This is a genomic window from Erwinia sp. (genome assembly GCF_031978025.1).
Taxonomy (GTDB): domain Bacteria; phylum Pseudomonadota; class Gammaproteobacteria; order Enterobacterales; family Enterobacteriaceae; genus Erwinia.
Map to the genome: position 1 here is coordinate 1 of NZ_DALZCD010000099.1, position 13,724 is coordinate 13,724.

Below are 13,724 nucleotides of genomic sequence, written 5' to 3' on the forward strand. Positions count from 1 at the left end.
AGATAACGACCAGCTGGGCGTGAGCGATTTACAGGCGCTGGCGCTAAAGCCGCAGGATATGGTGGTCGGCCTGGCCGCTTCCGGACGCACGCCTTATGTGGTTGGCGCATTACGTTTTGCCCGGCAGTCTGGCTGCCGCACGGCCGCGATTTCCTGTAATCCGGATTCTCCGATTGCGCAGGAAGCGGCCATTGCTATTTCACCGGTTGTCGGGCCAGAGGCCCTCACCGGATCGACAAGACTGAAATCGGGAACGGCGCAGAAGCTGGTACTGAATATGATCTCAACCGGCGCCATGGTGAAAATTGGCAAGGTCTATCAAAACCTGATGGTGGATATGCAGGCGACCAACGTTAAGCTGGCCGATCGCGCTTGCCGAATGGTCTGTCAGGCGACGGGCTGCGGGCCAACAGAAGCGGAACAGGCACTCCGGCACGCGGCATATGAAGTAAAAACCGCTATCCTGATGGTGTTGAGTGGCGTTGAGGCGGCAGAAGCCAATTCGCTGCTTGCCCAACACGGCGGCTTTCTGCGTGCGGCGCTTCAGGCCACTACGCGCTGAAGCTGGCTTATGCGCACCACGCAGTTTTGACATCACTGTCTCAGCGTCCACTATTATTAGCAGCGTCATAAAGGCGCAAAACGCGTTTGGTTTGTGGGGGCTACCCCGAGGAGAGAGGTTTGATAACTGGTCAGGAACGACGTGTGGTGTTTTTCGATCTCGACGGCACGCTACATCAGCAGGATATGTTCGGCACGTTTATGCGCTATTTGTTATGGCGTCAGCCGCTCAACCTGCTGCTGGTAGTGCCGTTGCTGCCCGTGGTCGGCGCTGGCCTGCTTTTCAAGGGACGTGCGGCGCGTTGGCCGATGAGCCTGCTGTTGTGGGCGATCACCTTCGGCCACAGCGAAGCGAAACTGCACATACGCGAAAAAGCCTTTGCCCAGTGGTTTCGTCAACGCGTCACGGCTTTTCCGGTGGTGCAACAACGGCTTACCGACTACCTGAACAGCGATGACGCTGACGTCTGGCTGATCACCGGTTCACCACAGCCGCTGGTGGAGCTGGTCTACTTCGACTCCGCTTTTCTGCCCAAGGTAAAACTGATCGCCAGCCAGATGGCGCGCGGCTACGGTGGGCGGGTATTGACGATGCGCTGTCTGGGGCATGAAAAGGTCGCGCGGCTGGAAGAACGCATCGGTACACCTTTACAACTTTACAGCGGCTACAGCGACAGCAAACAGGATAATCCGCTGCTTTTCTTCTGTCAGCATCGCTGGCGGGTGACGCCGCAGGGCGAACTGCAACAGCTGGAGTAAACAGGTATACTGCCCCGCGATTTTTTGCTGGAGGCTCAGGTGAGCGATACCCTTATTGATGAAAAATGGATGCGCCATGCTTTAACGCTGGCGCGCCGGGCCTGGGAAGAAGGCGAGGTGCCCGTCGGTGCCGTGCTGGTGCAGGGCGATACCGTTATCGGTGAAGGCTGGAACCGGCCTATCGGTCATCACGATCCCACCGCGCACGCCGAGATTATGGCTTTGCGGCAGGGCGGCAAGGTGCTGGAGAACTATCGGTTACTGGATACCACGCTGTACGTGACGCTGGAGCCTTGCGTGATGTGTGCGGGCGCGATGGTGCACGGCAGAGTAGGGCGGCTGGTGTTCGGCGCGCGCGATGAGAAAACCGGCGCGGCGGGATCGTTGCTGGATATTTTAGGCCATGCGGGCATGAATCATCAGGTCAGGGTGGATCAGGGCGTACTGGCAGCAGAATGCGCGGCCATGCTGAGCGATTTCTTCCGTCATCGCCGGGCGGAGAAAAAAGCACTGCGTGACAGGCTACGCGCGGAGCGGCTGAAAGGGGAATAAAAAAGGGCGCTGGATAACAGCGCCCTTTTGCAGAAAAGACTCTGCCTGTAGAAAAGGGCATGGCTTAAAGACCTATAAACGTTACGGGTGCTTCAACTTTCCGGTGGTTTGCCGTCTTCCTCTCCGGCTCGCTGTGTATCACGCACGTAGCCGTTATACCGTGGTAACTCCATTTTCGGTTCGCCGCGCATCGGGTTTAACGTTGCCGTATCCGTCTTTGGCTTGCCGTTTACCGAGTGCGCAGCCGTTTTACGGGGGGTACATCCGACTCTGATTTACCCTGACTCGCCGCGCTCTTAATCAGTTCAGCGCCACCAGCGGCTCTACGGCCGGATAACCTTTGCCCAGCTGCGCTTCTGTCACCGCCTGCTGCGCCAGCTTTCTTTCCTGATCCTGTAAATAGCCTACCAGGCTCAGCTGGTAAATGCGGATGTTCTCCACATAGTTGTAGGCTTCCTGCCCGCGCGCGTAACCGTAAGTGGTCTGGCTGTAATAGCGTTTCTGGCTCAGCATCGGCAGGCGCTGCTTAACGTCGGCCCAGCTGTCCGGATTGCCCTTTTGCTTTTCCGTCAGCCTGCGTGCGTCCAGCATATGCGCGTAGCCCATATTATAAGCCGCCAGCGCAAACCAGATGCGTTCATCTTCCGGAATGGTTTGCGGCACCTTCTCCATCATTTTCACCAGATACTCGCTGCCGCCGCGAATACTCTGTTCCGGATCGGTTCTGTCGCTGACGTTAACGCTGTCCGCCGTATTGCGGGTCAGCATCATCATGCCGCGTACGCCGGTAGGCGAGGTGGCCTGTGGGTTCCAGTGAGACTCCTGCCAGGAAATAGCGGCCAGCAGCCGCCAGTCAATCTCGCTGGCATATTTTTCAAACAGCGGACGGATGCCGGGCAGCATACTGTCGATGGCCCGCAGAAAAGTGCGGGTGTCGACATAATCGAAGGTGCCGACGTGGCCCAGATATTTCTCATCCAGCCTTGCCAACGCGCCTTCTTCCGCCATCTGGTTAAAGTAGTCCAGCATCGCCGCATACAGGCTGTCGTCGTTATCGCGCGGCATGTACCAGGTCACCGGTTCTTCATCCGTGATGTCGAAAGCGACCGCCAGCTGCGGATGGATCCGCTGCAGCAGCGCGATCGATACCGAATCACCCACCGTATAATCCAGCTTGCCGTCCGCTACCGCTTCCAGCAGGGCATTCGGGCTTTGATCGGTAGAGATCGCCCAATCCATATCGGGATACTGATTCTGCCGGATATCGCGCAGCGTCGAAGCAAAAGCGGAATCAGATGCGACGGTCAGTCGGCCCTTCAGCGCGCCCAGATTCGGTGGACGCGGCTTGCCCATCCGATACACCAGCTGCTGGGAAACGGAATAATAGGTCGGGCCGGTGCGAAAGCGTGACAGGCGATCGCTGTTATAGATCAGGCCCGCTGCCAGCACGTCCGCTTTATCCTCTTCCAGGTCGTCAAACAGTTCGCTAAGGTTCTGACGTACCGTAACCTGCAGCCTGACGCCCAGATAATCGGCAAAGCGTTTCGCCAGCTCGTAATCCATACCGGCCGGCGCTTTATTGACTGTGTAATAAGTCAGGGGCGAATTGAGCGTGCTGACGCGCAACACTCCCCGTGCTTTTATCTGTTCTGTCCGGTCCAGCCCGCTGCTGTGCCACGGGATCGACGGCCACAGCGCAAGCGCGAGCAGTACCGTCACCAGCCCGATGAACAGATAATTAATTTTCAGGCGTTTCAAATGGTTATCTCTCGATTTCTCTCAGGATTCTGTCTGTAACGGCAGTATTTGTGGTCTTTAATGGTCCCTGAGCGTGGGGCATTTTGCGCAACTCCCTGCAGCGGCGCAACCAGATTTGTGCGGAATTGTGCGCTTTTCAGCCAATTCCCTGTCCGATTAATTCTGCGCAAACGGTTTCGTAACAGCAGGGGATTCTTTATAATGGCGCCCGTTTTCCCCTGTTGCGCCCCAAGAAGCGTCGCCTGGCGCTCTGACGAGAGATCTTTAATGATGGAAATTCTGCGTGGTTCACCCGCTCTGTCGGCATTTCGTATTACCAAACTGCTGGCCCGCTTTCAGGACGCTCACCTGCCGGTGAGTGACATTTACGCTGAGTACGTCCATTTCGCCGAGGTCAACGCGCCGCTGGACGAGGCGGAGAAAGCCCGTTTACAACGCCTGCTGAAATATGGTCCCTCGCTCGCCGAACATACGCCTGAAGGGCGTCTGCTGCTGGTCACGCCTCGTCCGGGTACGATTTCTCCCTGGTCTTCTAAGGCCACTGATATTGCCCACAACTGCGATCTGCCGCAGGTCACGCGGCTGGAGCGCGGGCTGGCGTTTTATATTAAAGCGCCGCAGCTGACCGAAGCGCAGTGGTCGCAACTGGGCGCGTTGCTACACGATCGCATGATGGAAGTGGTACTCAGCGATTTGTCACAGGCAGAGCAGCTGTTCGCTCAGCATGAACCGGCACCGCTGGCCAGCGTGGATGTATTGGGCGAAGGCCGTGTGGCGCTGGAGCAGGCTAACCGTAAGCTGGGCCTGGCGCTGGCAGAAGATGAAATCGACTATCTGCAGCAGGCTTTTGAAAAGCTCGGGCGCAACCCAAACGACATCGAGTTATATATGTTCGCTCAGGCGAACTCAGAGCACTGTCGTCATAAAATCTTTAACGCCGACTGGATCATTGACGGCGAACAGCAGCCAAAGTCGCTGTTCAAAATGATCAAAAATACCTTTGAAAAAACGCCGGATTACGTGCTGTCCGCTTATAAAGATAACGCGGCGGTGATGGAAGGCTCGCAGGTTGGCCGCTTCTATGCCGACGCGGAAAGCCAGTACGATTTTCATCAGGAAGACGCGCACATCCTGATGAAGGTGGAAACCCATAACCATCCAACGGCGATTTCGCCCTGGCCCGGTGCGGCCACCGGTTCCGGCGGCGAAATCCGCGATGAGGGCGCGACCGGACGCGGCGCGAAGCCAAAGGCGGGCCTGGTGGGGTTCTCGGTTTCTAACCTGCGTATTCCCGGTTTTGAACAGCCCTGGGAAGAAGACTTCGGCAAGCCCGATCGCATCGTGACCGCGCTGGATATCATGACGGACGGCCCGCTGGGTGGCGCCGCATTTAATAATGAGTTCGGACGTCCGGCACTGACCGGCTACTTCCGAACGTATGAGGAAGAAGTGAACAGCCACAATGGCGTCGAGCTGCGCGGCTACCATAAGCCGATTATGCTGGCGGGTGGTATCGGCAACATTCGCGCCGATCACGTACAGAAAGGCGATATTACGGTGGGCGCAAAGCTGATCGTCCTGGGCGGCCCGTCGATGAATATCGGCCTGGGCGGCGGCGCGGCATCCTCTATGGCTTCCGGCCAGTCCGATGCGGATCTCGACTTTGCCTCGGTCCAGCGTGATAACCCGGAGATGGAGCGTCGCTGTCAGGAAGTTATCGACCGCTGTTGGCAGCTGGGTGCAGAAAACCCGATCCTGTTTATTCACGACGTGGGCGCGGGTGGCCTTTCTAACGCCATGCCGGAGCTGGTCAGCGACGGTAACCGCGGAGGCCGGTTTACTCTGCGCGATATTCTCAGCGATGAGCCTGGCATGAGCCCGCTGGAAGTCTGGTGTAACGAGTCTCAGGAGCGTTACGTGCTGGCCGTTTCGCCGGAAAAACTGGCGCAGTTCGATGCGCTCTGCCGGCGTGAACGCGCGCCTTATGCCGTTATCGGCGAAGCTACGGAAGAGCTGCATCTGTCGCTGAGCGATAGCCACTTCGACAACAAGCCGATCGATATGCCGCTGGACGTGCTGCTGGGCAAAACGCCGAAAATGACCCGTGAAGCCGTCACGCTGAAAGCGAAAGGCGAGCCGCTGGCGCGTGAGGCGATTACCGTTGCCGATGCCGTCAATCGCGTGTTGCATTTACCGGCCGTCGCGGAAAAAACGTTTCTGATCACCATCGGCGATCGCTCCGTGACCGGCATGGTTGCGCGCGATCAGATGGTGGGGCCGTGGCAGATCCCGGTGGCTGACTGCGCCGTAACCACCGCCAGCCTTGACAGCTATTACGGCGAAGCGATGGCGCTGGGCGAACGCGCGCCGGTAGCCCTGTTGGATTTTGCTGCTTCCGGCCGCCTGGCGGTAGGCGAGGCGATCACCAATATTGCCGCCACGCAGATTGGCTCATTAAAACGCATCAAGCTTTCCGCTAACTGGATGGCGGCGGCAGGCCATCCGGGCGAAGACGCGGGGCTTTATGAGGCGGTCAAAGCGGTAGGAGAAGAGCTTTGTCCGGCGTTGGGCATCACCATCCCGGTTGGCAAAGACTCTATGTCGATGAAAACCCGCTGGCAGCAGGGAGCCGAACAGCGTGAAATGACGTCGCCGCTTTCTCTGGTAATTACGGCCTTCGCCCGCGTGGAGGATGTCCGCCGCACCGTGACGCCACAGCTGCAAACCGCTAACCCCGATAATGCATTACTGCTGATCGATCTGGGGCAGGGTGTTAACGCCCTGGGCGCAACGGCGTTGTCGCAGGTTTATCGTCAGTTGGGCGACAAGCCTGCCGATGTGCGCGACGCGCAGCAGCTGGCGGGCTTCTTCAATGCGCTGCAGACGCTGGTGGCTGAAGAGAAGCTGCTGGCCTATCACGACCGCTCCGACGGCGGCCTGCTGGTCACGCTGGCTGAGATGGCTTTTGCCGGTCACTGTGGCGTTGAAGCGGATATCGCCGCGCTGGGGAGCGATGCGCTGGCCGCATTGTTTAATGAAGAGTTGGGCGCCGTTATTCAAATCGCGGCAGCCGATCGCGAATACGTAGAGCAGGTTTTTGCGGCTCACGGGCTGGCAGATTGCGTGCACGGTTTGGGACGTGCACTGTCTGGCGATCGTTTTGTTATTACCTCCGGCGAGTCGGCAATCTATAGCGAAAGCCGTACCACCTTGCGTACCTGGTGGGCGGAAACCACCTGGCAGATGCAGCGCCTGCGCGACAATCCGGCGTGTGCCGATCAGGAGCATGAAGCGAAGAAAAACGATCTCGATCCGGGTCTGAACGTGAAGCTAACCTTCCGTCCGGAAGAAGATATCGCTGCGCCTTATATTGTTACGGGCGCGCGGCCGAAATTGGCTGTATTGCGTGAGCAGGGCGTCAATTCGCACGTGGAGATGGCGGCAGCTTTCCATCGCGCCGGGTTTGATGCGGTCGATGTGCATATGAGCGATCTGCTGGCGGGGCGTCGCGGACTGGCAGATTTCCAGACGCTGGTGGCCTGTGGCGGCTTCTCCTATGGCGACGTACTGGGCGCTGGCGAGGGCTGGGCCAAGTCGATTCTTTTCAACAACCGCGTGCGCGACGAGTTTGAAACCTTTTTCCACCGTCCGCAAACGCTGGCGTTGGGCGTCTGCAACGGCTGCCAGATGATGTCCAACCTGCGTGAACTGATCCCCGGAAGCGAGGCCTGGCCGCGCTTTGTGCGTAACCAGTCAGAGCGTTTTGAAGCCCGTTTCAGCCTGGTGGAAGTGGCGGCCAGCCCGTCGCTGCTGCTGGCCGGTATGGCAGGGTCGCAGATGCCGATTGCGGTTTCGCATGGCGAAGGGTTTGTGGAAGTGCGCGACGAGGCCCATCTGGCCACGCTGGAGCATAAAGGCCTGGTGGCACTGCGTTTTGTGGACAACTTCGGCAAGGTGACCGAACACTATCCGGCTAACCCGAACGGCTCGCCAAACGGCATCACGGCCGTGACCAATGAAAGCGGACGCGTCACCATTATGATGCCGCATCCGGAACGCGTCTTCCGTACCGTCAGTAACTCCTGGCATCCGGCGGAGTGGGGCGAAGACAGCCCGTGGATGCGCATGTTCCGTAACGCGCGCAAACAGCTTGGTTAAATGTTGCTTCCATCTATAAGGCAGCTTCGGCTGCCTTTTTCATCTGTTTATTTAGCCGCTGTTGCAAAACAGCGACAGTCGTGAAATGACCTGTCTCTGAATGGCGACATTTAATTTGTTGATAATAAAGTAATTATTGGGTTTACCCTGACTCTGTTCCTGAAAGGCGACAGTTTTCAGGGGGGAGGCGCAGCATTTGGTCGTCGTCTTGCGGATCTCTTTTTAAAAAGCCTTGTAAAATAGTAGGTTAAAAATTAATTTCAAATATGGCATGGATTTTGCTATATTAAGCGAAGTGGCTCATTCACCTGGTTATAACAGCCCTGCGCAAGCGGTCAAGCGCTTCATAACATTCCGAATGACGCACAATACGGTGCCTGCCGTCCAGCGAGACCGATACCGCTTCAGCGCTATCACACTCAGGACGCAACGTTGAGTTAGGCACCACCTATTCCGCCCTGTCGGCTCCCCGGCAGCGCATCCCAAAAACGGCAGGCTCTGTGAGCCTGCCGTTTTTACGTTAAGGCTTTCCTCCTGCAGTACAGTCCGTTAGCATCGGGCTGACTAAAACCAGGAGAGCTTCCCGTGAAAAAATGGCGTCTGTTCCCTCGTTCGCTGCGTCAGCTGGTGCTGATGGCTTTTCTGCTGGTCCTGCTGCCGCTGCTGGTGCTGGCCTGGCAGGCGTGGGAAAGCCTCTCTGCGCTGAGCAATCAGGCAGCGGACATCAATCGCAATACGCTTACCGACGTACGCCGTAGCGAAGCGATGGCGCGCACCGCGCTTGAACTGGAACGAAGCTACCGCCAGTACTGCGTGCTGGACGATCCCATGCTGGCCAACCTTTATCAAACCCAACGCACTAAATATGCCCGAATGCTGGAAGAGCAGGCGGCCGCCGTGCCCGATGATCGGCTGACGCAGTCGTTGCAGCAGCTGTTAGCCGGGTTGGCAAAAATTGACTGTGATAACAGCAACCCCGTTAAAACGGCTTCCGATAATCTGGAACGTTTTTCCGCCGTCAACGGTCAGCTGGTGCAATCCACGCGCGAGGCGGTTTTTTCACGGGGGCTACAGCTTCAGCGTGAAATTGCTGAACGCGGCCAGTATTTTGGCTGGCAGGCGCTGATCCTGTTTCTGCTCAGTCTGGGCCTGGTGATGCTGTTCACGCGCATGATTATCGGGCCGGTTAAAGCGGTCGAACGCATGATCAACCGGCTTGGGGAAGGCCGCTCGGCGGGCCACAATCTGGCGCTGAAGGGGCCGCGCGAGCTGCGCTCTCTGGGGCAGCGTATTTTATGGCTCAGCGAACGCCTGGCCTGGCTCGAATCGCAGCGACATGAATTTTTGCGCCATATCTCTCACGAACTGAAAACGCCGTTAGCCAGTATGCGTGAAGGAACGGCTTTACTGGCAGACGAAGTGGCCGGTCCGCTGACGCCCGATCAGCGCGAAGTAGTGGCCATCCTCGATGAGAGCAGCCGCCATCTGCAAAGGCTCATCGAACAGCTGCTGGACTATAATCGCAAGCTTTCCGAAGCGCAGGTGGTGCTGAAGCCGGTGGCGCTGGCACCGCTGATTGAGCGCATTGTCAGCAGCCATAACCTTACCGCCCGCAAGCGTCTTATCCAGACCGACATTGCCTTGAAAGCGACCGCCTGCCGGGCGGATGAAGCTCTGCTAACCAGGGCGATCGATAATCTCTATTCGAATGCGATACACTACGGCGATGAATCCGGTACCATCTGGATCCGCAGCTGGCCACAGGGCCGCAAGGTCATCATTGAGGTCGCCAACAGCGGCACGCCGATACCGGAGGCGGAGCGGGCAATGATCTTCGAGCCTTTCTTTCAGGGAAGCCAGCAGCGCAAGGGCGCGGTAAAAGGCAGCGGGTTGGGGCTGAGCATCGCCAAGGACTGCGTACATCGCCTGTTGGGCGATCTACAGCTGACTGCCAGCCAGGAGGCCGACGTCTGCTTTCGCATCGAACTTAACTCCATTGGCGAGAACAAATAATGCGATTACCTTTCTGTTTTCCGGCTGCGGGATCGTTTAAGCCGCTGGGCAAATACACAGCAGCCGCGCTGCTGGCTGGCCTGCTGGCCGCCTGCGCGAGCCATCCCCCCGGAACTGAAATCGTGGGGCACAGCGCGCCTATAGAGCCGCAAGCGAAGATAGTGGACTACCAGCTGGTGGACTGCGGCAGGATCTGGGATGTGGAAGAGAGCAAAACCAGCAATCCGCTCTACTGGCTACGGGCCACAGACTGCGCGGCGCGGCTTTCTGCCGTTGAGGCGCGCGCTCAGGCACGCCAGCAGAGCAGCGATAGCTGGCAAGGGGCTTTCAAAGCAGGTGTGCTGATGGCGAACGGCAACGTCACGCCCGTCGAACGGCGTCAGTATATGCTTCAGCTGGATGCCTTCAGCCGCGACTATCCCGCTGCGGTACGCCCGCTGCTTCAGCTCTGGCGTGATAACCAAATGGCGCAGCTTCAGCTCTCGGAAGAGCGTACTCGCTATCATCATTTGCAGCAGACCAGCGATGCCCAGCTGGACGCGCTGCGACAGCAGCAGGCCACGCTTAATAGCGAGCTGAAAGTGACCCGCCGCAAGCTGGATACGCTGACGGACATTGAACGCCAGCTCTCCACGCGCCGTTCGCCTGACGGCAGCGACGGTCACAGCGAGAAAAACGATGCGGAAAAAGGAGCGCAGCGATGATAAAAAAATCGGCAAACCTGCTGTTGGTGGATGACGATCCCGGCCTGTTAAAGCTGCTGGGAATGCGTCTGGGCAGCGAAGGATTTAGCGTATCCACCGCCGAAAGCGGGCCGGAAGCCCTGCGTACGCTGCAAAACGAACGCATCGATTTAGTGATAAGCGACCTGCGCATGGATGAAATGAACGGCCTGGCGCTGTTTGCCGAGGTGCAGAAGAGCCATCCGGGCATGCCGGTCATTATTCTTACCGCTCACGGCTCGATCCCGGAGGCGGTTTCCGCCACGCAGCAGGGCGTATTTAGTTTTTTGACCAAACCGGTGGATCGGGACGCGCTCTATAGCGCTATCGATCAGGCGCTGGCTCATCGTGCCCCGGCCAGTGACGATGCCTGGCGGGAAAGCATTGTGACCCGCAGCCCGGTCATGCTGCGGCTGCTGGATCAGGCCAGGATGGTGGCGCAGTCTGACGTTAGCGTGCTGATCAACGGCCAGAGCGGGACCGGCAAAGAGATTCTGGCGCAGGCTATCCACGCCGCCAGTCCACGCGCTGGCAAGGCCTTTATCGCTATTAACTGTGGCGCGCTGCCGGAGCAGCTGCTGGAGTCCGAACTGTTCGGGCACGCCAAAGGCGCCTTTACCGGCGCGGTGAGCCAGCGCGAAGGGCTGTTTCAGGCGGCGGAAGGCGGCACGCTGTTCCTGGATGAAATCGGCGATATGCCGCAGGCGCTACAGGTTAAGCTGCTGCGCGTGTTGCAGGAGCGTAAAGTACGGCCATTGGGCAGCAATCGCGACCTGGATATTAACGTACGAATCATTTCCGCCACGCACCGTGATTTGCCAAAGGCGATGGAGAAAAAAGAATTCCGTGAGGACCTTTATTATCGGCTGAACGTCGTTACGCTGCGCTTACCGGCCCTACACGAGCGCGCAGAAGATATCCCTCTGCTGGCAAACCATCTGCTGAAGCAGTCTGCCGAAAGGCATAAACCTTTTGTCCGCAGCTTTTCTACCGACGCCATGAAGCGCCTGATTGCTGCGAGCTGGCCGGGCAACGTGCGCCAGTTGGTTAATGTGATTGAGCAGTGCGTGGCGTTAAGCTCCGCGCCGGTGATTGGCGAAGCGCTGGTCGAACAGGCGCTGGCGGGCGAGAACACCGCGCTGCCGACGTTTGTTGAAGCCAGGAATCAGTTCGAGCTGAACTACCTGCGCAAGCTGCTGCAAATGACCAGGGGCAACGTGACGCACGCGGCGCGCCTGGCCGGACGTAACCGCACGGAATTCTACAAGCTGCTGTCGCGCCACGAGCTGGATGCCTCTGATTTTAAAGAGTAGTTTTTTGTGCCGCATCGCCGTACAGATATGATAGTTTATCTGCCCGGCAAAAGTGACAGACCGCGCGGCGGATCCTGTCTGCTGCACATATACTGAATACGCTTCCCCTCCGGCTGGCGAGGGAACAACAAGGGTCTGCCATGAAAAAGATCGATGCAATTATCAAACCGTTCAAACTGGATGATGTGCGCGAGGCGCTCGCTGAAGTCGGCATTACCGGGATGACCGTGACCGAAGTAAAGGGGTTTGGCCGCCAGAAAGGGCACACCGAACTTTATCGCGGCGCAGAGTATATGGTCGACTTTTTGCCGAAGGTGAAAATCGAGATCGTTATCGCTGACGATATCGTGGATACCTGCGTGGAAACCATCATGCGTACCGCACAGACCGGAAAAATCGGCGACGGCAAAATTTTTGTTTTCGACGTGGCGCGCGTGGTACGTATCCGTACCGGCGAAGAAGATGAAGAAGCGATTTGAATCGCCTGTTACCGCATAAAAAAGGCCGGGATACCCGGCCTTTTGCTTTTACAGCACTTTATGCGGGCCGAACACTTCATAGTGAACGCGATCGACCGCCACACCCTGGCTGACCAGCTGCGCAGCCACATGCTGCATAAAGATGACCGGGCCACAAAGATAAAAGTGCATAGCCGGATCGCTGAGCTGCTCTGCGAGTGGCAGCAGATCCATCAGACCCTGGGTCTGATAGCGATCGCTATCTTCAGGTTGCGGATCCCGATACCAGATATGCTGTGAAAACTGCGCCAGCTGCCGGCCGGTTGCCGTGACCTCATCAGCAAAAGCATGGGTTTTGCCGTTATCTGCCGCATGCAGCCAGCGGACGGCAGAAGGATGGCGCTGGTCCGCCAGCACGTGCAGCATCGCCAGCATCGGCGTCTGACCCACGCCGGCTGAAATCAGCGTCACCGGCGTCTGCGGGTCGATGTTAAGGAAGAAGTCTCCGGCTGGCGGAGCAAGCCGAACTTCATCGCCCACTTTACCGTGATCGTGCAGCCAGCCGGACACCGTGCCGCCTGTTTCATGTCTTACCGCAATCCGATAATCTTTGCCGTTAGGCGATCGGGTCAGGGAATACTGACGGATCTCCTGATGAGCAAAGCTTTTTTCCCGTAGCCAGACGCCCAGATACTGCCCGGCCTGGTAATCCGCTACCGGCTGACCGTCAACCGGGCTGAATACAATACTTTTGATCACCTCGCTCTGGGTTGAAATCTCAGTGATTCGGAACGCGCGGGGTGTTCGCCAGCCGCCCACTTTTTGTTCTGAAGCCTCATACAGCTCTTCCTCGCGCTTGATAAACACGTTGGCCAGCACGCCATAGGCTTTGCCCCAGGCATCCAGCACTTCCTGGCCAGGGCTGAGCATTTCATCCAGCGTGGCCAGCAGATGTTCGCCCACCACCTGATAATGTTCAGGCTGTACGGCGAAGCTGGTGTGCTTCTGCGCGATTTTTTCTACGGCTGGCAGAATGGCGGGCAGATTTTCAATATTACTTGCATAGGCGCAGATAGCGTTAAACAGCGCTTCACGCTGGTTGCCGTTGCGCTGATTGCTCATATTGAAGATATCTTTCAGCTCCGGATGATGGGCAAAAAGCCGGTCATAAAAGTGTGCGGTAAGGGCAGGGCCGGTGGCCAGCAAAGCCGGAATAGTGGCTTTAACGGTGCTGATGGTGCGGGCGTCTAACATGGCGAACTCCTGAAGAGTATTATAAGTTGTATTTTAAATACATCTTATAGCGAAACCCGTTACGCTGTAAATAACCTTTACCCCTACAAGGACATTTATTACCACAAAAAAGGGACAATAATAAAAAAATCGCGGCCGGGTGAGGAGGAAATATGCGATCTGCAAAGGGAGAGGAA

General features: G+C 57.5%; 10 protein-coding genes. 8 read left to right on the forward strand and 2 right to left on the reverse strand.

The window, feature by feature from the left end:
- The 3 genes from RTK32_RS09905 to tadA form a co-directional block, all read left to right on the forward strand.
- Positions 1–562: N-acetylmuramic acid 6-phosphate etherase (locus tag RTK32_RS09905; protein WP_312043494.1), on the forward strand; the 562-nt coding region annotated here is incomplete at its 5' end.
- Between the two features lie 119 nt (positions 563–681).
- Positions 682–1,320, forward strand: a complete 639-nt coding sequence (yfhb, locus tag RTK32_RS09910) for a phosphatidylglycerophosphatase C (RefSeq protein WP_312043496.1) — start codon at positions 682–684, stop codon at positions 1,318–1,320.
- Between the two features lie 39 nt (positions 1,321–1,359).
- On the forward strand, positions 1,360–1,872 hold the full coding sequence (tadA, locus tag RTK32_RS09915) for a tRNA adenosine(34) deaminase TadA (RefSeq protein ID WP_312043497.1): 513 nt from the start codon (positions 1,360–1,362) through the stop codon (positions 1,870–1,872).
- A 300-nt stretch (positions 1,873–2,172) separates the two neighbouring features.
- Here tadA and mltF read toward each other — a convergent pair whose 3' ends face one another.
- Positions 2,173–3,630, reverse strand: coding sequence for a membrane-bound lytic murein transglycosylase MltF (mltF, locus tag RTK32_RS09920; protein WP_312043499.1), 1,458 nt, complete (start codon positions 3,628–3,630; stop codon positions 2,173–2,175).
- A 267-nt stretch (positions 3,631–3,897) separates the two neighbouring features.
- On the opposite strand from mltF, the gene purL reads away from it, so the two are divergent.
- From purL to glnB, 5 genes are all read left to right on the forward strand, one after another.
- The gene (gene purL, locus RTK32_RS09925; protein ID WP_312043501.1) at positions 3,898–7,788 is read left to right on the forward strand and encodes a phosphoribosylformylglycinamidine synthase; all 3,891 of its coding nucleotides are present in this window, start codon (positions 3,898–3,900) and stop codon (positions 7,786–7,788) included.
- 585 nt (positions 7,789–8,373) lie between these two features.
- A complete protein-coding gene (locus RTK32_RS09930) occupies positions 8,374–9,801 on the forward strand; it encodes a HAMP domain-containing sensor histidine kinase (protein ID WP_312043502.1) in 1,428 nt (475 codons plus the stop codon).
- Positions 9,801–10,505 carry a two-component system QseEF-associated lipoprotein QseG gene (gene qseG, locus RTK32_RS09935; RefSeq protein ID WP_312043504.1) on the forward strand — a complete coding sequence of 235 codons (705 nt, stop codon included), beginning with the start codon at positions 9,801–9,803 and terminating at the stop codon, positions 10,503–10,505. The genes RTK32_RS09930 and qseG overlap by 1 nt, the downstream gene beginning before the upstream one ends.
- Positions 10,502–11,836, forward strand: a complete 1,335-nt coding sequence (gene glrR / locus RTK32_RS09940) for a two-component system response regulator GlrR (RefSeq protein ID WP_312043506.1) — start codon at positions 10,502–10,504, stop codon at positions 11,834–11,836. The genes qseG and glrR overlap by 4 nt, the downstream gene beginning before the upstream one ends.
- 140 nt (positions 11,837–11,976) lie before the next feature.
- Entirely contained in the window at positions 11,977–12,315 is a 339-nt protein-coding gene (gene glnB, locus RTK32_RS09945; RefSeq protein WP_125289509.1) for a nitrogen regulatory protein P-II, read from the forward strand.
- 48 nt (positions 12,316–12,363) lie between these two features.
- Here glnB and hmpA read toward each other — a convergent pair whose 3' ends face one another.
- The gene (gene hmpA, locus RTK32_RS09950; RefSeq protein WP_312043508.1) at positions 12,364–13,548 is read right to left on the reverse strand and encodes an NO-inducible flavohemoprotein; all 1,185 of its coding nucleotides are present in this window, start codon (positions 13,546–13,548) and stop codon (positions 12,364–12,366) included.
- Positions 13,549–13,724 lie beyond the last annotated feature (176 nt).

Coding starts and splice junctions, on each gene's coding strand:
- purL (WP_312043501.1), top strand. CDS start 3,898: ATGATGGAAATTCTGCGTGGTTCACCCGCTCTGTCGGCATTTCGTATT.
- hmpA (WP_312043508.1), bottom strand. CDS start 13,548: ATGTTAGACGCCCGCACCATCAGCACCGTTAAAGCCACTATTCCGGCT.
- glrR (WP_312043506.1), top strand. CDS start 10,502: ATGATAAAAAAATCGGCAAACCTGCTGTTGGTGGATGACGATCCCGGC.
- glnB (WP_125289509.1), top strand. CDS start 11,977: ATGAAAAAGATCGATGCAATTATCAAACCGTTCAAACTGGATGATGTG.
- qseG (WP_312043504.1), top strand. CDS start 9,801: ATGCGATTACCTTTCTGTTTTCCGGCTGCGGGATCGTTTAAGCCGCTG.